Here is a 19,519-nt window from a genome sequence, read left to right as displayed (position 1 = left end):
GGGGCGCCTTGTTGGCGGGAAGTATTGGGCAAAGCCGCGCCCGAACGCAAGCAGCGGTTAGTCGAGGGGGTTTGCGCGGGGGCCGACGAAGTCCGGCGGACGGAACGCGTCGCGGTAGCGCGTTCCGAACCGCGGAATACGCTGGTGCGCCGCGGTAGATGCGCCGCGTCAGTTAGGTCTTCGGGTCGGCTGGCTTGGCGTCGCCGGTGGTATTCGCCTTCGGCGTCGGTTTGCTGGCCGCCTTCGGCTTATCCTTGGCGGCCGGTTTGGCTGTCGCCGAGGCGGCGGGCTTCTCGGCGGGCTTCACCGCCGCCGCGTCAGGTTTGGCGTGGACCTGCTTGCCGGCATGCGCCGGCTTCGGCGCAGCTTTCGGATCGATGGTCAGCGACACCCGGCCGTCCGAACCGGCTGATTTGCTGTCCTTGGCGTCGGCGGCGCCATCCGGCTTCTTGGCGGCGAGGGTTTTCTTGCCGCGCGGCTTCGGGGTTTGCTTCTGCGCCTCGACCGCGACCGCGGCGATCAGTTCGGCGCCGGTCTTCTTCGGCCCGGTATAAACCACGATCGGCTCGGACGGTGCGGGGGCTGCGGCGAGCATATCCACCGGCCGCAAGGCCGGCGGCTGCAGCCCGGCGCTGAAGAAGCTCATGGCGCTCTCGCCGGTCGCGCTGGCGATGTTGTCTTCCTCGGATTCATCGCTGGCCGGGCGCTTGCGTTTCGGCCCGCACATCTCGTCGCGCAAATTCGGCGGTGCGGCGTCGATCGGCGCCAGGTTGTCGACGGTGCCGAGCGCCGGGCGCAGCCAGGTCAGCTGGTTGGCGGAAAACCCGCGCTCCAGCAATTGCGCGGCTTTCAGCGCGCGGGCCTGCGACGACGGCGCGCCGAGCACCACCGCGATCAGCCGCTTGCCGTCGCGGGTCGCCGACGCCACCAGGTTGAAGCCGGAGGCGCAGATGAAGCCGGTCTTGAAGCCGTCGGCGCCGGGATAGCGGCCGATCAGCCGGTTGAAATTCTGCGTCACCCGTTTGCCGAAACGGATCGACGGGATATGGACGAAATACTCGTATTCCGGCAGGTCGCGGATGATGGCGCGGGCGAGAATGCCGAGATCGCGCGCCGAGGTGATCTGGCCGTCGGCCGGCAATCCGTTGGGATTGACGTAGGAGGTCTGGGTCATGCCGAGCCGCTGCGCGTTGTCGTTCATCATCGCCGAAAAGCCGTCGATCGAACCGCCGACGCCTTCGGCGAGCACCACAGCCATGTCGTTGGCCGACTTCACCAGCATCATCTTCAAGGCGTTGTCGACGGTGAGCTGGGTGCCGGCGCGAAATCCCATCTTCGAGGGCGACTGCGAGGCCGCGGTCGGCGATACCGTCAGCAGCGTGTCGAGCGTGATGCGCCCTTCCTTGATCGCCTTCAGCGTGACATAGGCGGTCATCAGCTTGGTCACCGAGGCCGGATACCACGGATAGGTGGCGTTCTCAGCCTGCAGCACCTTGCCGGTATCGGCTTCGATCAGCAGCAGCGCTTCGGCTTGCGCCGCGCGTGGCGTGAGCGCGCAAGCGGACAGCCCCGCGAGCAGGGCCAACAACTTCAACGACGGCATGCGAAACGCGAGAGCAAAAGAATGCACTATCCGATTCCGGTCTTTTGGGGCCCGCGCGTGGCGCGCAGATCCTGTTGAGTTCGGCCTTCAAGCGTATCCAGCCGCCAAGCACCATGGCGTGGTCAAACCTATACCGGCTTGGGTTCGCAGAACAGGGCTCGCGACAGGTTAATCGTCGACGAAAGGGGCCAAAATTCGACGGCGCGGCCCCGCCGGCGCGAAGCGGAGCGGGGGCAACGGGACCAAGGCAACGGCGGGCGCAATGACACCGTTATCAACTGATCTTCGCACTCGCTGCATGTTCGAGCGGAGCAGCCATGTTGGCACGCGAGGTCTCCTGCACCATGAACTGGGCGCGCGCCAGTGCGGCGAAATGGCCCTGGCGCGCCAGCAATTCATCGAAAGTTCCGCTTTCGATCACCCGCCCGGCTTCGAACACCAGGATGCGCGTGGCGTGGCGAATGGTCGAGAGCCGATGCGCGATTACGAAGGTGGTGCGGCCCTTCATCACCTCGTCGAGCGCCAGATTGACCTTGGCCTCGGTCACCGCGTCGAGCGCGGAGGTGGCTTCGTCGAGAATCAGGATCGGCGGATCTTTCAACAGCGCACGGGCGATCGACAGCCGTTGCCGCTCGCCGCCGGACAGCATGCGGCCGCGTTCGCCGGCGTTGGTGTCGAATTTCTGTTCGCTGCGTTCGATGAAGTCGAGTGCCTGGGCGCGGCTGGCGGCGGTGCGCATTTCCTCCTCGGTGGCGTCCGGCTTGCCGACCCGCAGATTGTCGGCGATCGAGCGGTTGAACAGCAAGGCCTCCTGGAACACCACGCCGATATTGCGCCGCAGCCCGGCCAGCGTCAGGTCGCGGACGTCCAGGCCATCGATCCTGATCACGCCGGACTGCGGATCGAAGGCGCGATGCAGCAGCGCGATCGCGGTGGATTTGCCGGCGCCGGTGGCGCCGACCAGCGCGATGGTCTCGCCGGGCCGCGCGGTGAACGACAGGTCGGCGACCGCCGGCCGCTTGCCGTCATAGGAGAACGACACGTCCTTGAATTCGACCAGGCCCTGCAGCCGCTCGGGATCGACCGCATCGGGGCGGTCGCGCACCGCCGGCACGGCGTCCAGCACGTTGAAGAATTCCTGCAGTCGCGGCGCCTCCATGAACACGCTGTTGATGAAGGACACCACTTGTTCGAGCTTCTGGATCAGCAGCGTGGCGAACGACACGAACATCACGATCTCGCCGACGCTGGTGAGGCCCTGCTCGTGCAGCGCGATGCCGACGGTGAAGATCGCCAGCACGGTGATGGTGGTGGAGGCCCGCGTGATCACGGTAACCAGCGCCCACCAGGATAGCACCGGCATCTGCAGTGCCAGCAGCCGGTCGGCGACGAAGCGCAGCCCCTGCACTTCGGCGTCGATCCGCACGAAGCTCTGCACCAATGCCACGTTGCCGAGGGCGTCGGAGGCTCGCGCCGAGAGATCGCTGTACTGCTCTTCGACCTCGCCCTGCATGCTGTAGGTCTTGTGCACCACCAGCGTGGTCAGCACGGTGAACACCACGCACAGGATGAACAACAGGATCGCCAGCCGCCAGTTGATATACAGCGCCAGCGGCAGCAGCACGACCAGCGACAGGATCGCGGCGAAATGCTCGCGAAAGAAGCCGAGCCACAGCCGCCACAGCGCGTCGGTGCCCTGCAGCATCACCTTCATCAGCCGGCCGGAATGGGTGCCGGTGTGATAGGTCAAGGGCAGCTGCATGATATGTTCGAAATAGCTGGTCAAAATCGCCTGGCGCTGGCGATGCGCGAGCCGGTCCGCGTGCAGCGCCACCGCCGCACTGCACAGGATGGTGAACAGGCCGAAGGCGACCCAGGCGCCGAGCAACGGCCATGGCGAGGCGACCGAGGTTTGCAGCGCGCCGGTCGAGAGGTTGCCGGACAGTACGTCGACGATGCGGCCAAACAGCACAGGCTCGGCGAATTGCGCTCCGGCCAGCAACAGATTGGCGAACGCCAGGATCCAGCCGAGCCGGGCTTCTCCGCCGAGCAGTTGCAGCACCCGGGTGTAGAGACGAAGCATGGACATGAGAAGGCGCTCTCGATCAGCCAGAAGCGCTATCGTTAGAGCATTTTGCGCCGCGAAGGAATTCGGTTCCGCGTACCCCGGCAGGATCCGCGCCGTCCGGCCAACTTGAGAATCATGGGGCCATCACCTAACCTGACGGTGACATCGCCGCTCGGAAACCGGACGATGACGTCCTGCCGCCATTTTCCGTTGGTTGATCGTCGTCAACGGTCATCGGCCCGCGTCATGCCATGTAATCCGCACACGTCCTAGCAAACGGTGCGGTCGACTGCGGCGACGCACCGGGCTTGGGGGTTTGGAGTTCTGCCGTTGGGTGATTTCCTGTTTCCGATCGATTCCGGTGCGGCGCTGGCGATCCACGTCGCGCTGTCGGCCGGCATCGTCGCGGCGATCATTGGGGTCGCGGCGGTGTTGCGCGAAAAACGCGCCGGCGCGCGGCCTGACACCCCCTACGAAGGCGGCGTGCTGCCCGCGGCGCCGCCGCAAGGTCCGCAGAACGCGCCGTATTTCCTGATCGCCGCGTTGTTCGTGATTTTCGACATGGAAGCCGCGATCCTGTTCGCCTGGGCGGTGGCGGCGCGCGAGGCCGGCTGGGTCGGTCTGATCGAGGCGGCGATCTTCATCGGCGTGCTGTTGCTGGCCCTGGTCTATCTGTGGATCGACGGCGCGCTCGACTGGGGTCCGGGAGAGCGCAAATGAGTTACACACTGCAGCGTCCCGGGGAAGACATCTCGGTCGAAGAACACATGGCGCGCACCAGCCTGTTCGCGCGGCTGGAAGACCTGGTGGCGTGGTCGCGCAAGAACAGCCTGTGGCCGTTCAATTTCGGTCTGTCCTGCTGCTACGTCGAACAGGTCACCGCGCTGACCTCGGTGTACGATCAGGCGCGGTTCGGTGCCGAGGTGATCCGCGCCTCGCCGCGGCAGGCTGACCTGTTGGTGGTGTCCGGCACGGTGTTCCACAAGATGGCGGCGCCGCTGTTGCGGCTCTACGAACAGATGCGGGCGCCGCGCTGGGTGATTTCGATGGGGGCCTGCGCCAATTCCGGCGGCATGTACGACATCTATTCGGTGGTGCAGGGCGTCGACAGTTTTCTGCCCGTCGACGTCTATATCCCCGGCTGTCCGCCGCGTCCGGAAGCGGTGCTCGACGCGTTGATCATGCTGCAGCAGCAAGTCGGTAGCGAACACCGGCCGCTCGGCGTCACCGTCGGCAACAGCGCCGGCCTCGGCTTCGATGCGCCGCGGCGGCGCGACCAGCGGCGCGACGAACGGATGGCGCAGACCCTGCTCGATCCCCCGGAGAAATTGTGAGCGCGGTGGAACTGGTCAACGAACTCAGCGCGCGGTTCGGTGAGGCGGTGTTCGGCGAGCAGCCGACGCACGACGCGTTCCCGACGCTGTGGATCAAGCCGGAGGCGATGCCGGCGCTGCATCGCTATCTGAAGCACGAAATCGAGCGGCCGTTTCCGCTGCTGGTCGATCTGTGGGCGATCGACGAGACCGCGCGGCATCATCGCGAGGGGCAGCCGCCGTCCGGCGTCACCATTGCGAGCCACCTGATGTCGCTTGAACGCAACGCCGACATCCGGCTGAAATGCGCGCTTCCCGCCGACGACCCGCGGGCGCATACGATTGCCGAGATCTATCCCAACGCCGACTGGTACGAGCGCGAAGCCTTCGACATGTTCGGCGTGCATTTCGAAGGCCGCCGCGATCATCGCCGGATTTTGATGCCGCCGTTGTGGGACGGCCATCCGATGCGCAAGGATCAGCCGGCGCGCGCCACCGAACGGCCGCCCTTCGTGATGACCGCGGCGCGGTTCGACGCTGAAGAACAGGCGCTGGCCGTCGATCCCGAGGCTTTGGGCCTGCCGACGCAGCGCGACGGCGTCGAACTGATGATTCTGAACTACGGCCCGCACAGCATGGCGACGCACGGCGTGTTCCGCATCGTGCTGGCGCTCGACGGCGAGGAGATCGTCGCGGCACGGCCCGATATCGGCTTTCACCACCGCGGCGCCGAGAAGATGGGCGAGCGGCAGAGCTGGCATCAATACATTCCCTACACCGACCGCATCGATTATCTCGGCGGGGTGATGGGCGAGATGCCGTATCTGCAGGCGGTGGAACGGTTGTGCGGCATCGCCGTGCCGGAACGCGCGCAGACCGTGCGCATCATGCTGTGCGAGATCTTCCGCATCATGAATCACTTGCTGTTCTACGGGACGCTGGCGCAGGACACCGGGGCGATGTCGCCGGTGTTCTACATGTTCACCGACCGCGAGCGCGGTTACCGGGTGATCGAGGCGATCACCGGGGCGCGGATGCATCCCGGCTGGTTTCGCATCGGCGGGCTGGCGGCGGATTTGCCGGAAGGCTGGGACGCGCTGGTGCGCGACTTCCTCGACTGGATGCCGGCGCGGCTCGACGATTACGAAGGCATGGTGATGCGCAACGAGATTTTTCGCGCACGCACCGTCGGGATCGCCGCCTACGACACCGCGACTGCATTCGACTGGGGCATCACCGGCCCGGGCCTGCGCGCCACCGGCTGCGGCTGGGACATGCGCAAGGCGCGGCCCTATGGCGGCTATCAGAATTTCGAGTTCGAGGTGCCGACCGGGCATCGCGGCGACTGCTACGACCGCGCACGGGTGCGGGTCGACGAGATCCGGCAATCGCTGCGCATCATCCGGCAATGCCTCGACCATATGCCGGCGGGGCCGATCAAGGCCGATCATCCCTTGACCACGCCGCCGCCGCGCGAGCGCATGCTGCACGACATCGAGACCATGATTCACCATTTCGTAGGCTCCAGCTGGGGGCCCGTGGTGCCGGTTGGCGAAGCCACCGGGCAGGTGGAATCGGTGCGTGGACTGACGCAATACGCGGTGGTTTCCGACGGCGAGACTACGGCCTATCGCACCAGGATTCGCACGCCGTCATTCGCGCATCTGCAATCGATCGCCACAATCGCGCCCGGGCTGACGGTGGCCGATCTGGTCGCCTATCTCGGCAGCATCGACTACGTGATGTCGGACGTCGACCGATGACGCTGAACCCGCAAACCACGCAAGCGATCAGGAAAGCCGCCGACAGCCACGGCGGCGCCAAGGCTGCGATGCTGGAAGCCTTGAAGCTGGTGCAGGCCGTGGAGGGCTACGTCTCCGACGCGCATCTGGCCGAGGCCGCGAGCGTGCTCGGCGTCAGCACCGCGGAGATCGACAGCCTCGCCACCTTCTACAGCCACATTTTCCGCTCGCCGGTCGGCGAGACCGTGATCCTTCTCTGCGACGGTTTGAGCTGTTACTTGTGCGGCGGCGATGCGGTGCGCGATGCGGTGATGCAACGGCTCGGCATCGGCTTCGGCGAGACTACGCCGGACGGCAAGTTCACGCTGATCAACGTCTGCTGCATCGGCGGCTGCGACGTCGCCCCCGCGGCGCTGGTCGGCCCGGACCGCAGACTGGTCGGCCCGCTCAGCGCCGACGACCTCAACCAACTGATCGGGGGCGGGCGATGAGCGAGACCCCGCTGACCGGCCGCGCCCAACCCGGCCGCGAACCGCATCGCTTCGCCGAATGGCAGCGGCTCGGCGGCTACGACGCGCTGCGCGGCGCGCTGCAACGGCATTCGCCCGACGCGCTGGTGACGATCGTCGAGGATTCCGGGCTGCGCGGCCGCGGCGGCGCCGGCTTCCTCACCGGCACCAAATGGCGGCTGATGCGCAAGGCCGCCGAAGCCGCCGGCGACGGGCCGCGCTATCTCTGCGTCAATGGCGACGAGATGGAGCCGGGCTCGTTCAAGGATCGCCTTTTGATGGAGGCGCTGCCGCATCAACTGATCGAAGGCGCGATGCTCGCGGCCTACGCGATCGGCGCCACCGAAGTGATCATCCTGGTGCGCGACGCCTATCGCGCCGCGGCGGTGGCGCTCACCCGCGCCATCACCGAGGCGGAATCCGCGGGTCTGCTCGGCCGCAATATTCTGGGCTCCGGCTTCGGCCTGAAGATGCGGCTGCATACCAGCGCCGGACGCTACATCGTCGGCGAGGAGACCGCGCTGATCGCCGCGATCGAGGGCGAACGCCCGGTGCCGCGGCATCGGCCGCCTTATCCGGCGCAGAGCGGGCTGTGGGGCCGGCCGACCACCGTCAACAATGTCGAGACGCTGTCGGCGGTCCCTCACATCGTGCAGAACGGCGCGGAGTGGTTTCAGGGATTGTCGCGGACGGCCGAAGGCGGCACCAAGCTCTATGGCATCTCCGGGCGGGTCGCCCGCCCGCAACTGATCGAAGCGCCGATGGGTACGCCGGCCGGCGAACTGATCGAGATGGCCGGCGGGATTCGAGACGGCCGCAAGCTGCTGGCGTTTCAGCCCGGCGGCGGCGCCACGGCGTTTCTGCAGGAAGCCGAGCTCGACGTGCCGATGGATTTCGCCCACGTCAAGAAGGCCGGCAGTTCGCTCGGCACCGGCGCCGTGATCGTGCTCGATGATCAGAGCTGCCCGGTCGCGGCGATCGGCCGCCATGCAAGATTTTACGCGCGGGAGAGCTGCGGGCTGTGCACGCCGTGCCGCGATGGCTTGCCATGGGTGGCGAAGCTGCTCGACGCGCTGGAGGCCGGCCACGGCAAGCCTGAGGACATCGACCTGTTGCATATGCATGTGGAGCTGGCTGGGCCGTCCGGGCGCAGCTTCTGCGACCTGATGGCGGGTGCGATGACGCCGGTGAAAAGCGGCTTGGAGCGGTTCGGCGATATCTTCGCAGCACACCTCAACGGCCATTGCCCGGTGCGCCGATCATGAGCGTCAGGATCGAGATCGACGGCCGCATCATCGAGGCCAAGGCCGGCGCCGACCTGCTGTCGGTGTGTCTCGCGCACGGCATCGACGTGCCGTATTTCTGCTGGCACGGCGCGCTGGGGTCGCTCGGCGCCTGCCGACAATGCGCGGTGCGGGTCTATTCGGGACCTGACGACAGCGTCGGCAAGATCGTGATGTCGTGCATGACGCTGGCCACCGACGGCTTGCGGGTCTCGGTCGCCGATCCGGAGGCGTCGAACTTCCGCGCCCGGGTGATCGAATGGCTGATGGTCAACCATCCGCATGACTGCCCGGTGTGCGAGGAGGCTGGCTCCTGTCACTTGCAGGACATGACGGTGGCGACCGGACACCATGAGCGCCGCTATCGCTTCGACAAGCGCACCCACCGCAATCAGGATCTGGGACCGCTGCTCACCCACGAGATGAACCGCTGCATCGCCTGCTATCGCTGCACCCGGTTCTATCGCGACTATGCCGGCGGCCGCGACCTCGACGCGTTCGGCGCCCATGATAACGTGTATTTCGGCCGCGCCGAGGACGGCGTGCTGGAAAGCCCGTTCGCCGGCAATCTCGCCGAGGTCTGCCCGACCGGGGTGTTCAACGACAAGGGCTGGTCGCACGACTATGCCCGCAAATGGGACATGCGCGCAGCGCCATCGATCTGTCCGCATTGCGCGGTCGGCTGCAATTTGTTCGTCAGCGAGCGCGACGGCCGCGTGCGCCGGGTGCAGAATCGCTACCACGGCGCGCTGAACGGTTATTTCCTGTGCGACCGCGGCCGGTTCGGGCCGCTGCATGTTGTATCGCCGCAGCGGCTCACGGCGCCGCAGATCGCGGGCGCGCCTGCCACCGAGCACGACGCGGTAGCCGCGGCACGTATCGCGATCGAGCAAGGCGCGATCGGCATCGGTTCGCCGCGCGCCTCGCTGGAGGCGAACTATGCGCTGCGCAAGTTGGTCGGCGCCGAACGCTTCTTCGCTGGTGTTTCCGACGCCGAAGCGAAGCTGGTGCGGCGTATCGTCGAAATCCTGCGCGCCGCACCGGACCGGATCGCGACGCTCTCGGAGATCGAGGCGTGCGACGCCGTGCTGGTGCTCGGCGAGGATCTGACCAACGCGGCTCCGCGGATCGCGCTGGCGCTGCGGCAGACGGCGCGCGGCGCCGAACGTGCGCTCGCGATGCAAAAGGGCGTGGCGCATTGGCTCGACCAGGCGGTGCGCACCGCCGGCGAAGGCCGCCGCAGCCCGATCGTGCTGGCGACGCCGGCGCCGGACGCGCTCGACGATGTTGCGGCGCTGTCGCTGAGACTCGATCCGCTGAGCATCGCCGCATTCGGCGACGCCGTCGCTGCGGCCCTATCCGGCGGCGAGGCGCCGAATGAGGCGAGCAACACCGCCAATGTGCTAGCGGCGGCGCAGCGGCCGCTGATCATCGCCGGTGCGAGCCTTGGCGCGGCGCAGATCGTCGAGGCGGCGGCGTCGATCCTGGCGACGCTCGGCGCGAAGGCGCGGATCGTACTGATCGCGCCGGAGGCCAACAGCCTCGGCCTGGCGCTGCTCGGCGGCGACGGCGTCGAAGCCGCGGCCGCGACGCTCGAGGCGGGCCGCGCGCGCAACGTCATCGTTCTGGAAAACGAACTTTGCGAACGCGCGCCGCGTCGCGCGGTGGAGCGCGTGTTCGCCGCGGCGAAAACTGTCGTGGCGCTCGACGCGCTCAGCACCGAAACCTCTGAGCGCGCGAACGTGGCGTTGCCGGTGGCGGCGTTCAGCGAATCCGCCGGCACGTTTGTGAACTACGAAGGCCGCGCGCAGCGTTTCTTCGCCGCGGTGCAGCCGCATGAGCACGCCCCTGCGTCGTGGCGCAGGTTGGCGGCGCTCGGCGCCGGCGATTGGGCTACGCTGGATGCGATCATCAACGATCTCGTCACCGCAGAGCCGGAGTTGGCGGGCGTGGTCGGCGCCGCCCCCGATGCGTCATGCTCCTGCGCTCATGGCAAGATCGCCCGCGCGCCGCGGCCATTATCGGCGCACACCGCGGATGATCGCGCCGGACGCGATCCCGCGGCGACGCCGAAGCCCGATCCGGATTCGCCGCTCAGCTACGGCATGGAGGGCGCCCGCGGCGCCGACGTGCCGCCGGCGCTCTTGACCGGTTACGAAACCCATGGGCTGCATTCCGCCAACGCGGTGACGCGGTTCGAGGAAGAGATCGGCGGGCCGTTGCGCGGCGGCGATCCCGGCGCGCGGCTGTTCAAGCAGGACGACGCGGCGTTGCCGCAAGCTGCGCCGTTCGATCCGATCGAAGGCCACGGCCTGCTGCTGGTGCCGCTCTACGACGTATTTTCCGGCTCGGAGACCGGCCGCGCCAGCGCGTTACTTGCCGCGCGGGCGCCGGCGCCACGGCTGCTGCTGCACCCGGATGACGCCGCCGCACTCGGCCTCGCCGAAGGCGCTTCAGTGATGCTCGACGGCGTCGCCTGCGCAGCTTCGCTGACGCTCGAATCCGGTCTGGCGCGCGGCGTGGTCGCGGTCAGCGTCGGCACGCTCGCGCCGCGCGGCTCGCTGCGCCGCATCCGCGTGGAGGCCGCGCGATGATCGGCATGGCGCTCACCGCGATCATCTCCACCATGCTGATCATGGTGCTGCTGGTGGTCGCCGGCACCTTCACCTGGGTGGAGCGCCGCGTGCTCGGCTTCGTGCAGGAGCGGCTCGGCCCCAACCGCGTCGGCCCGTTCGGTTTCCTGCAATGGGTCGCCGACACCGTGAAGATTTTGACCAAGGAGGATCGGCCGCCGCCGGGTGCGGATCGCGTCGCCTATATTCTGGCGCCGATGGTGGCGGCGACGCCGGTGCTCGCCGGCTTCGGCGTGGTGGCGTTCGGCGACGGGCTGGCGCTGGCAAACATCGACGTCGGCGTGATGTTCCTGCTCGGCATGATGGGGCTGACGGTCTATGGCGTGGTGCTCGGCGCGCTGGCCTCGCACAGCCGCTTCGCGCTGATGGGGGGCCTGCGCGCCGCCGCGCAGATGCTGGGCTATGAGGCGTTTCTCGGGCTGTCGCTGCTCGGCGTGGTGATGATCGCCGGCAGCCTGTCGCTGACCGAGATCGTGCACGCCCAGCGCGACGTCTGGTTCGTGCTGCTGCAGCCGTTCGGCGCGGCGCTGTTCTGCATTGCCGGCGTCGCCGCGGCGCACCGGCTGCCGTTCGATCTACCGGAATCCGAGAACGATCTGGTCGCGGGCTATCTCACCGAATACACCGGGATGTCGTTCGGGCTGTTCTTCCTCGGCGAATATCTCGCGGTGCTGCTGGTCGCATCCTTGGCGGTGACGCTGTTCTTCGGCGGCTGGCTCGGGCCGGTTTGGCTCGGACCGTATCTGCCGGGGCCGATCTGGTTCGGGCTCAAGGTCGGCGTCATCGCGCTGATCTTCATCTGGATCCGCGCCACGTTGCCGCGGCCGCGCTACGATCAACTAGTGCGGTTCGCCTGGAAGATCGCGCTGCCGCTGGCGCTGGCCAATCTGCTGCTCACCGGCCTCATCGTGGTAGCGAGGAGCGCGCCATGATCGGATGGCTGGAAGCGCTGTTGCGCGTCGGCCGCAAGCTCGCGGCCAAGACGGTGACGGTGCAATATCCGGAAGTGAAGCCGCAATTGCCGCCGCGCAGCCGCGGCCGCATCGTCTTGACCCGCGATCCCGACGGCCAGGAGCGCTGCGTCGCCTGCAATCTTTGCGCAGTGGCCTGTCCGGTCGGCTGCATCGATCTGTCGAAGGCGGTGGCCGAGGACGGCCGCTGGTATCCCGAGCACTTCCGAATCAATTTTGCGCGCTGCATCTTCTGCGGCTATTGCGAGGAGGCCTGTCCGACGGCCGCGATCCAGCTGACGCCGGATTTCGAATTGAGCGAGTGGCGGCGCGACGCGCTGGTCTATGACAAGAAGGATCTGCTGATCGCCGGTGAGGGCAAGGTGCGCGGCTATCGCTATTGGTCGGTCGCCGGCAAGGCGATCACGGGGAAGGACAAGGGCGATGCCGAGCACGAGGCGCCGCCCGTAGATTTGAAGGGACTACGACCCTGAGCCCGCTTCTCGCCGTCTATGCCGGATCATTGGCGCTGATCGCCGCCGCCCTTGCGGTGACGCGGTATAACGTCGTGCATGCGCTGTTGTATCTGTTGGCGATGCTGCTGGCGCTGGCGGCGTCGTTCTTTGCGCTGCGTGCTGCGTTCGCCGCGGTGCTGCTGATCATGGTCTATGCCGGCGCGATCATCGTGCTGTTCGTGTTTGTGGTGATGGCGGTCGGCACCTCGCCGGAGGCGATCGCCCGCGAGCGCGCGATGCTGAGGCGCAGCTGGCCGATGCCAGCGGCGATCAGCGTGCTGGTGGCGGCGCCGTTTCTGTTCGGGATCGGCGAGCAGGCGCCCGGCAACACCGCGCCGATCGCAGCGCAAGCGGTCGGCCGCTTGCTGTTCGGGCCCTGGGCCTGGGCGATCGAACTCGCCTCGTTCCTGCTGCTCGCCGGCCTGATCGGCGTCCGCCACATCGGCCGCGACCGCGCCCAGGAGCCAGACGCATGACCGGCACCGCGCTCACCGGGATGATGATCGTCGCCGCCGGGCTGTTCGCCGCGGGTGTGTTCGGCGTGCTGGCGCGGCGCGGCATCCTGTTTCAGCTGATTTCGCTGGAAGTGGCTTTGAGCGGCCCGGCTTTGGCCTTCATCGCCGCCGGCGCTTATCACGGCGACGCCGAAGGGCAGGGCATGTTCGTGCTGGTGCTGACGCTGGCGGCCGCCGAGGTCGCGGTCGGTCTGGCGCTGTTTCTGCGGATTCGCCGCAGCAAAGGCAGCGACGACAGCGACGCCGTCAGCGGGTTGAAGGGATGAGCATGGCCAGCCTGCTGCCCTTCGTCCCGGTCTCCGCGCTGCTCGGCTTCGTGCTGCTGGCGCTGGCGCCGCTGCGGATTTCGCGCGGCGTCGTGATCGGCCTCGGCGTCGGCGCGGCGATCGTGCCGGTGCTGCTGTTGCTGCCGGTGGTGGTGTCCTGCTTCGGCGGCGGCTGCGAAACCGGCGCGGTGGCGACGATCCTGACCATTCATGTCGGCGCGCTTGCCGCGCAAATCGCAATGTCGCTCGATCCGTTGAGCGTGGTTGCCGGCATCACCGTCGCGGTGGTCGGCGCCTTGGTGATGATCTATGCCGGCGCCTATATGAGCGAGGAGCCGGTCGACGACCTGCGGCGGTTCTTCGCCTATATGAACCTGTTTCTCGCCGGCATGTTGGCGGTGGTGCTGGCCGCCGACGTGCTCTTGCTGTTTCTCGGCTGGGAAACCATCGGGCTGTGCAGTTTCTTCCTGATCGCCTACACCACGCAGCGGCCGAAGGCGGTGGCCGCCGGCACCAAGGCGCTGGTCACCACCCGCGTTGCCGACACCATGCTGCTCGCCGGGCTGATGCTGCTGTTCCTGGCGACCGGCACCACGCGGTTCGACGGCATGCTGGCCGGCGTCGGTGCGATCGACGCCTGGCAGCTGGCGGCGATTGCAGGATTGATCGCGATCGGCGCGCTCGGCAAATCGGCGCAGATCCCGTTTCACACCTGGCTGCCGAGCGCGATGGCCGGACCGACGCCGGTGTCGGCGCTGCTGCATTCCGCCACCATGGTGGCGGCCGGCGTGATCCTGCTGGTGCGGCTGGCGCCGCTGTTCGCCGCAGCCCCGGAAATCTCGGCCTGCGTCGCCGTGCTCGGGCTCGCCACCGCGATGCTGGCGGCGCTGGCAGCGTTGCTGCAGACCGACGTCAAGAAGCTGTTGGCGTTCTCTACCATGAGCCAGATCGGCTTTATGGTGCTGGCGCTCGGCATCGGCGCACCGGCCGCGGCCTTGGCGCATTTCGCGATTCACGCGGTGTTCAAGTCGTTGCTGTTTCTCAGCGCCGGCATCATGAGTCACGGCGCGCACGGCGACACCGACATCAACGCGCTGCGCGGCTCACGGCGCCGCCAGCCGCTGGCGTTCTGGACGTTCGCGATCGGCGCCGCGGCACTCGCCGGTCTGCCGCTGGTCACCGCCGGCTGGTACTCCAAAGAAGCCATGCTCGGCGCGGTGCTGAGCAGCGGATTGTGGGGCGTGCCGCTGTGGGCGCTGGCGGTCGCGGCCGTGGTGCTGACCGGCACCTACAGTTTTCGCGTGGTGTTTGTTGCGGCGAGCCGGGGTCCGGACAAGTCGATCGCACCGTGGGAAGGGCTTGCGGTCTGGGCGCCGTTGATCGCGCTGGCAGTGCTGGCGTTGCTCAGCGGTTTCCTGGTCAATGCGCTGATCAGCTTCGATGGCGGCACGCTGAATGATCCGTCGTTGATTGCCGAACTGCTCGGCGCAGCGGCGCCGCTCGCAGGCGTCGCGTTGGCGCGGCATCTGGTGGTTTATCCGCAACTGCTCGACCAGCTCAGGGCCAAGCTGCGGCATCGCAAGGTGTTCCGCATCGACAGCCTGTATTACTTCATTTTGGTGCGCGGCTTCCGCAAGCTTAGCCACGTCATGGCGGGGCCGAGCGGGGAGCAGGCGGCGGTCGCTCAAGTCGAAGAGGCGCCCCCGTTCGACGTGGTGAAGCTGGTGGCCGGCGATCCGATCGGCCGCGCGCTGGTCGCTGCGGCGACGCGGTTGGTGCAGGCCGTGGTCAGGGTGTTCGATCCCGACCGGATCGACCTTTTGTGGATGCGGTTTGCGCGGTCGCTCGGGCGGGCCTGGGAGCATGTGCACCGAATCCAGACCGGCCGGGTGCGGGATCAATCGCTGGGCTTGGCGCTCGGCTTCGCTGGACTTCTGTTGTTTGCCTGGGGGACGTCATGGCGCTGATTGCGCTTCTCTTGCTTCCGATGCTCGGCGGCTTTGCGGCCTATTTCCTCGGCGGACGTGGCGAGGCGCCACGCTGGGTATCGATCGCGTCGCTCGCCGTCACGCTCATTGTGCTGATCGTCAGCGTCGCCGGTGGCGACGATGGCCGTTGGCTGGCGCAGGTCGATCTTCCCTGGGTGCCGTCGTTCGGAATTTCGATCAATCTCGCGCTCGACGGGCTGTCGGCGGCGTTGGTCGGCATCGCCGCAGGCCTCGGCATCATCGGCGTGATGGCCTCATGGCACGAGATCAAAGTCGATTCCGGGCTGTTTCACGCCTGCCTGTGCTGGACCGTCTCGGCCACCATCGGGGTGTTTCTGTCGTTCGATCTGTTAGTGTTCGCCTTCTTCTGGGAGGCGCAGCTGATCCCGAGCTTCATGCTGATCGCGGTGTGGGGCCACGGCGCCAAGGAAAGTGCCGCGCTGAAATTCCTGATCTTCAACGCGGTGGCCGGCTTCGGCCTGCTGGCCGGGGTGTTCGGGTTGGCGTCGATGGCCGACACCATGACCTTCAACGCCTTCACGCTCGCCGAGCTGAAGCTGTCGACGCCGATGCAGGTCTGGCTGTTGCTGGGTTTTTCGCTGGCGTTCTTGGTCAAGCTGTCGGTGCCGCCATTCCACGCCTGGCTGCCGGATGCCCACACGCTGGCGCCGACCGCGGGCTCGATCCTGCTCGCCGGTTTATTGTTGAAGACCGGCGCCTACGGCCTGTTCCGGTTCAGCCCGATGCTGTTTCCCGACGGACTCGTCGTGCTGGCGCCCTATGGCATCGCGCTGGGCGCTGCCGGTGCGCTGTATGGCGGCGTGGTGGCCTGCGGTCAGACCGACGCCAAGCGGCTGGTCGCCTACACCTCGGTGGCGCATATGTGCATCGTGCTGATGGGCGTCGCCGCCGGAGTGGAATACGCGCTGGCCGGTGCGGCGGTGGAGATGGTGGCGCATTCGTTTTCCGCCTCGGCGCTGTTCCTGCTGATCGGCGCCTTGTACGAGCGCACCCAGACTCGCGACCTGCGCGAACTTGGCGGCTTGCAGCAAAGCGCGCCGCGGTTCGCCGCGGCGTTCGCGCTGTTCTGTTCGGCGCTGCTGGCGCTGCCGGGGACGGCGAATTTCGTCGGCGAGGCGCTGGTGGTGGTCGGCATCTTCCAAGTCAGCTGGCCGTTTGCGCTGGTGGCGTTGAGCACGCTGATCGTCTCGGTGGTGTACGGCACCCGGCTGTTGAAGGGCGTCACCTTCGGCGCAGCCTCCCCGAAGGTCGTGCGCGATCTCGGCTGGCGTGAAGTCGCCACCGTGATTGCTTTGGCCGTTGGCACTGTGCTGGTCGGCCTCTATCCGCAAAGCGTCATCGGCCTAGTTGGCCCGGCGATCAAGGCGGCGCTGGTGCCGCAGCTGCCATGACCACAGCCCAGCTCGCCGCGCTATCGCCACTTGCGGCCCTCGCCATCGGCGCGGTGGTCGCGATGCTGCTGGCGCCTCTCACGCAAACCGCCGGCGCGGCGCGGATCGCTGCGGCGACAGGTCTCGCCGTGGCGGCGCTGCTGGAGATCCTGCGGGCCGGCATCCCGGCGGCGCCGATCGGCGCGCTGTTCACCGACGACGGGCTGGCGCGCTACGGCACCGCCTATGCGGCGCTGTTCGGGCTCGCCGCGCTGGTGTTCCTGCGGGTCGGCGGCGTCGCCAAGGAAGCGCCGGCGCTGGTGGCGCTGGTGGCGCTCGGCGCCGCCTCGCTGACCGGCGCCGGCCACGCCGCGACGCTGTTTCTCGGGCTCGAGCTGATCAGCCTGTCGCTGATCGCGCTGTTTGCCTTCCCGCTGACCGAGAAGGCATTGGAGGCGAGCTACAAGTTCCTGGTGATGAGCGGGCTCGCCACCTCGGCGCAGCTGCTCGGTGTGGCGCTGATCTATGCCGAAACCGGCGCGCTGGATTTTCCCGGCTGGGTCGGCCACGGTCCGTTGTTCGCGCTCGGCACCGCGCTGCTGCTGGCTGGTCTGGCTTTCAAGTTTTCGCTGGCGCCGTTCCACATGTGGACGCCCGACGCCTTCCAGGGCGCGCCGGCCGGCGCCGCGGCGCTGGCGGGCGTGGTGTCGAAGGCCGCGGTCGCGATCGCGATCCTGCGGCTCAACACCGAGGCGCAATTGCCGCAGCCGTTGTGGAGTGCGGGTCTCGCCACGCTCGGTGCTGCGTCGGTGCTGGTCGGCAATGTGCTGGCGCTGCGGCAGCAGCTGTTGCCCCGCATGCTGGGCTATTCGACCATCGCGCATTCCGGCTATATCGCGATGATTTTGGCGTCCGGCGCGCCGGGCACCAATGAGGCGGTGCTGTTCTATCTCGGCATCTACGCGCCGGCGCTGACCGCGACGTTGTGCGCCTCGGCGATGCTCGGCCCGGCGCCGATGCTGGAGGATCTACGCGGGCTGGCGCGCAAGCGGCCGCTCGAAGCCACCTCCCTGTCGGTCGGATTGCTGTCGCTGGCGGGCCTGCCGGTGGCAGGCGGCTTCGTGGCTAAACTCTATCTGTTCAAGGCGCTGGTGCAGTCGCAGTCCTGGATCCTGCTGGGGATCGCGGCGTTCGGCGCGGCGCTCGGCTTCTACTATTACATTCGGTTTTTCACCGCGCCGTTTTTTGGCCACGGCGGCATCGAACCGGCGCCACGGCACCGGTTCGATCGTCTGCTGTTGATCTTCTGCTTCGGACTGATCATGTTGTTCGGCTTCGAGCCGCTGGTGCTGATCACCGCGGTGAACTCCGCGCTCGCGGTGCGATAGCGTTGGATTGAGGCGCTTCAAGAGTCCTGGGCCTTCATTCCGGACTTGCTCGTTCTTCGAACTCGCAATCCGGAATGACGACGACATTGGGTTGGATGATCAGTCCCAACCGAAAGTTCTCCAAACGAAAGAGCGCAGGATGACGTGGGGGTCATCCTGCGCGGCAATCGCGGTGTGGAGAGATCCTGCAGTGATTATACCAACGGCGCCGGTATCTGACTCATTTGTGATCCCCTCTCTGGTGCGGATCTGATTCGATGGCGTGGGGAGGATTCGCGCCATGCCATCAGCGGTGCCATTGCGAACGGATTTTTCGGCCGGGGAACTCCGGCAGCTAGCGAAGCGATCGAAGGACAACAACCAAAGCCGGCGGCTGTTGTCGCTGGCGGCCGTTCTGGACGGGATGAACCGCACCGACGCAGCGCGGATCGGCGGGATGGATCGACAGACGCTGCGGGACTGGGTTCATCGCTTCAACGAAGCTGGCCCCGACGGGCTGCTGGACAACTGGGCCAGTGGACCGGCTTCACGGCTGTCGCCGGATCAGCAGGCCGAACTCGCGGCGATCGTGGAGGCCGGCCCCGATTGGGAGCTGGACGGCGTGGTGCGTTGGCGCCGCGTCGATCTGAAGCGGGTGATCGCGGAGCGCTTCGGCGTCGACTATCATGAGCGGCATGTCGGCACGCTGTTGAAGAAGCTCGGCTTCTCGCACGTCAGCGCGCGGCCTCGGCATCCGGGGCAGGATGTCGAGATCATGGAGGCTTTCAAAAAAACTTCTCGCGCGCATTGAGCGTGCATCTGGCGGAGGTGCCCGAAGGCACCCCGATCGAAATCTGGTTCCAGGACGAGGCCAGGATCGGCCAGAAGAACGGCGTGGTCCGGCAATGGGCCAGGCGCGGATCGCGGCCGCGACAGCCCGCCGACCAGCGCTATGAGAACGCCTACCTGTTTGGCGCGATCTGTCCGGCGCGCGGCACCGGCGCCGCGCTCGCGCTGCCGCAAGCCGACACCGAGGCCATGCAGCTTCATCTCAACGAGATATCCCGTCACGTCGCCAAAGGCGCGCAGGCCGTGCTGCTGATGGACCGCGCCGGATGGCACACCACGACGAACCTCGACATGCCCAACAACATCACGCCGATATTCCTGCCATCGCGCTCGCCAGAACTGAACCCGGTCGAGAACATCTGGCAGTACATGCGGGCCAACTGGCTCTCAAACCGCGTGTTCGAATCCTACGACGCCATAGTCGATACGGCCTGCGAAGCGTGGCAAAAACTCGTCGCACAACCCAACACAATCACTTCAATCGGGATGCGAGACTGGGCACATGTCGGTCAATCTCAATGACCGTT

Annotated in this window: 16 protein-coding genes; 14 read left to right on the top strand and 2 right to left on the bottom strand. The window is 67.1% G+C overall.

The features are described from left to right. Positions 1 to 172 precede the first annotated feature (172 nt). Complete coding sequence (locus tag RPC_RS20360) at positions 173 to 1,603, bottom strand: serine hydrolase (protein ID WP_011474480.1); 1,431 nt, start codon at positions 1,601 to 1,603, stop codon at positions 173 to 175. Positions 1,604 to 1,877: 274 nt separating this feature from the next. Further along, a complete protein-coding gene (locus tag RPC_RS20355) occupies positions 1,878 to 3,692 on the bottom strand; it encodes a glucan ABC transporter ATP-binding protein/ permease (protein WP_011474479.1) in 1,815 nt (604 codons plus the stop codon). Between the two features lie 309 nt (positions 3,693 to 4,001). On the opposite strand from RPC_RS20355, the gene RPC_RS20350 reads away from it, so the two are divergent. The 14 genes from RPC_RS20350 (at position 4,002) to RPC_RS25680 (ending at position 19,514) form a co-directional block, all read left to right on the top strand. After that, positions 4,002 to 4,391: an NADH-quinone oxidoreductase subunit A gene (locus RPC_RS20350; RefSeq protein ID WP_011474478.1), complete on the top strand. Its 390-nt coding sequence runs from the start codon at positions 4,002 to 4,004 to the stop codon at positions 4,389 to 4,391. Continuing rightward, positions 4,388 to 5,005 carry a NuoB/complex I 20 kDa subunit family protein gene (locus tag RPC_RS20345; RefSeq protein WP_011474477.1) on the top strand — a complete coding sequence of 206 codons (618 nt, stop codon included), beginning with the start codon at positions 4,388 to 4,390 and terminating at the stop codon, positions 5,003 to 5,005. The genes RPC_RS20350 and RPC_RS20345 overlap by 4 nt, the downstream gene beginning before the upstream one ends. Further along, complete coding sequence (gene nuoC / locus RPC_RS20340) at positions 5,002 to 6,747, top strand: NADH-quinone oxidoreductase subunit C/D (protein WP_011474476.1); 1,746 nt, start codon at positions 5,002 to 5,004, stop codon at positions 6,745 to 6,747. The genes RPC_RS20345 and nuoC overlap by 4 nt, the downstream gene beginning before the upstream one ends. Beyond that, positions 6,744 to 7,217 carry an NADH-quinone oxidoreductase subunit NuoE gene (gene nuoE, locus RPC_RS20335; RefSeq protein ID WP_011474475.1) on the top strand — a complete coding sequence of 158 codons (474 nt, stop codon included), beginning with the start codon at positions 6,744 to 6,746 and terminating at the stop codon, positions 7,215 to 7,217. Before nuoC ends, nuoE begins: the two co-directional genes overlap by 4 nt. Further along, a complete protein-coding gene (locus RPC_RS20330; protein ID WP_011474474.1) occupies positions 7,214 to 8,500 on the top strand; it encodes an NADH-quinone oxidoreductase subunit F in 1,287 nt (428 codons plus the stop codon). Before nuoE ends, RPC_RS20330 begins: the two co-directional genes overlap by 4 nt. Then, complete coding sequence (nuoG, locus tag RPC_RS20325; RefSeq protein ID WP_011474473.1) at positions 8,497 to 11,112, top strand: NADH-quinone oxidoreductase subunit NuoG; 2,616 nt, start codon at positions 8,497 to 8,499, stop codon at positions 11,110 to 11,112. Before RPC_RS20330 ends, nuoG begins: the two co-directional genes overlap by 4 nt. Beyond that, complete coding sequence (nuoH, locus tag RPC_RS20320) at positions 11,109 to 12,083, top strand: NADH-quinone oxidoreductase subunit NuoH (RefSeq protein WP_011474472.1); 975 nt, start codon at positions 11,109 to 11,111, stop codon at positions 12,081 to 12,083. The genes nuoG and nuoH overlap by 4 nt, the downstream gene beginning before the upstream one ends. Beyond that, positions 12,080 to 12,595, top strand: coding sequence for an NADH-quinone oxidoreductase subunit NuoI (nuoI, locus tag RPC_RS20315; protein WP_011474471.1), 516 nt, complete (start codon positions 12,080 to 12,082; stop codon positions 12,593 to 12,595). Before nuoH ends, nuoI begins: the two co-directional genes overlap by 4 nt. Next, positions 12,592 to 13,092: an NADH-quinone oxidoreductase subunit J family protein gene (locus RPC_RS20310; RefSeq protein WP_041803116.1), complete on the top strand. Its 501-nt coding sequence runs from the start codon at positions 12,592 to 12,594 to the stop codon at positions 13,090 to 13,092. The genes nuoI and RPC_RS20310 overlap by 4 nt, the downstream gene beginning before the upstream one ends. Further along, complete coding sequence (gene nuoK / locus RPC_RS20305; protein ID WP_011474469.1) at positions 13,089 to 13,397, top strand: NADH-quinone oxidoreductase subunit NuoK; 309 nt, start codon at positions 13,089 to 13,091, stop codon at positions 13,395 to 13,397. Before RPC_RS20310 ends, nuoK begins: the two co-directional genes overlap by 4 nt. Before the next feature lie 2 nt (positions 13,398 to 13,399). Beyond that, on the top strand, positions 13,400 to 15,364 hold the full coding sequence (locus RPC_RS20300; RefSeq protein ID WP_041802139.1) for an NADH-quinone oxidoreductase subunit 5 family protein: 1,965 nt from the start codon (positions 13,400 to 13,402) through the stop codon (positions 15,362 to 15,364). Next, positions 15,355 to 16,797 (top strand): complex I subunit 4 family protein, encoded by a 1,443-nt coding sequence (locus RPC_RS20295; RefSeq protein WP_011474467.1) that lies wholly within the window; start codon positions 15,355 to 15,357, stop codon positions 16,795 to 16,797. Before RPC_RS20300 ends, RPC_RS20295 begins: the two co-directional genes overlap by 10 nt. Further along, the gene (locus RPC_RS20290; protein ID WP_011474466.1) at positions 16,794 to 18,164 is read left to right on the top strand and encodes an NADH-quinone oxidoreductase subunit N; all 1,371 of its coding nucleotides are present in this window, start codon (positions 16,794 to 16,796) and stop codon (positions 18,162 to 18,164) included. Before RPC_RS20295 ends, RPC_RS20290 begins: the two co-directional genes overlap by 4 nt. 280 nt (positions 18,165 to 18,444) lie before the next feature. Continuing rightward, a protein-coding gene (locus RPC_RS25680) for an IS630 family transposase (protein ID WP_085978895.1) occupies positions 18,445 to 19,514 on the top strand; the annotation gives its coding sequence in 2 pieces (ribosomal slippage) (positions 18,445 to 18,931 and positions 18,931 to 19,514; 1,071 coding nt in all). The last annotated feature ends 5 nt before the right edge of the window (positions 19,515 to 19,519 follow it).

It is taken from the genome of Rhodopseudomonas palustris BisB18 (genome assembly GCF_000013745.1).
Classification (GTDB): Bacteria; Pseudomonadota; Alphaproteobacteria; order Rhizobiales; family Xanthobacteraceae; genus Rhodopseudomonas_A; species Rhodopseudomonas_A palustris_F.
This window is presented reverse-complemented; position numbering and strand designations above follow the sequence as displayed.

Coding starts and splice junctions, on each gene's coding strand:
- RPC_RS20360 (WP_011474480.1), bottom strand. CDS start 1,603: ATGCCGTCGTTGAAGTTGTTGGCCCTGCTCGCGGGGCTGTCCGCTTGC.
- RPC_RS20355 (WP_011474479.1), bottom strand. CDS start 3,692: ATGTCCATGCTTCGTCTCTACACCCGGGTGCTGCAACTGCTCGGCGGA.
- RPC_RS20345 (WP_011474477.1), top strand. CDS start 4,388: ATGAGTTACACACTGCAGCGTCCCGGGGAAGACATCTCGGTCGAAGAA.
- nuoE (WP_011474475.1), top strand. CDS start 6,744: ATGACGCTGAACCCGCAAACCACGCAAGCGATCAGGAAAGCCGCCGAC.
- RPC_RS20330 (WP_011474474.1), top strand. CDS start 7,214: ATGAGCGAGACCCCGCTGACCGGCCGCGCCCAACCCGGCCGCGAACCG.
- nuoG (WP_011474473.1), top strand. CDS start 8,497: ATGAGCGTCAGGATCGAGATCGACGGCCGCATCATCGAGGCCAAGGCC.
- nuoH (WP_011474472.1), top strand. CDS start 11,109: ATGATCGGCATGGCGCTCACCGCGATCATCTCCACCATGCTGATCATG.
- nuoI (WP_011474471.1), top strand. CDS start 12,080: ATGATCGGATGGCTGGAAGCGCTGTTGCGCGTCGGCCGCAAGCTCGCG.
- nuoK (WP_011474469.1), top strand. CDS start 13,089: ATGACCGGCACCGCGCTCACCGGGATGATGATCGTCGCCGCCGGGCTG.
- RPC_RS20300 (WP_041802139.1), top strand. CDS start 13,400: ATGGCCAGCCTGCTGCCCTTCGTCCCGGTCTCCGCGCTGCTCGGCTTC.
- RPC_RS20295 (WP_011474467.1), top strand. CDS start 15,355: ATGGCGCTGATTGCGCTTCTCTTGCTTCCGATGCTCGGCGGCTTTGCG.
- RPC_RS20290 (WP_011474466.1), top strand. CDS start 16,794: ATGACCACAGCCCAGCTCGCCGCGCTATCGCCACTTGCGGCCCTCGCC.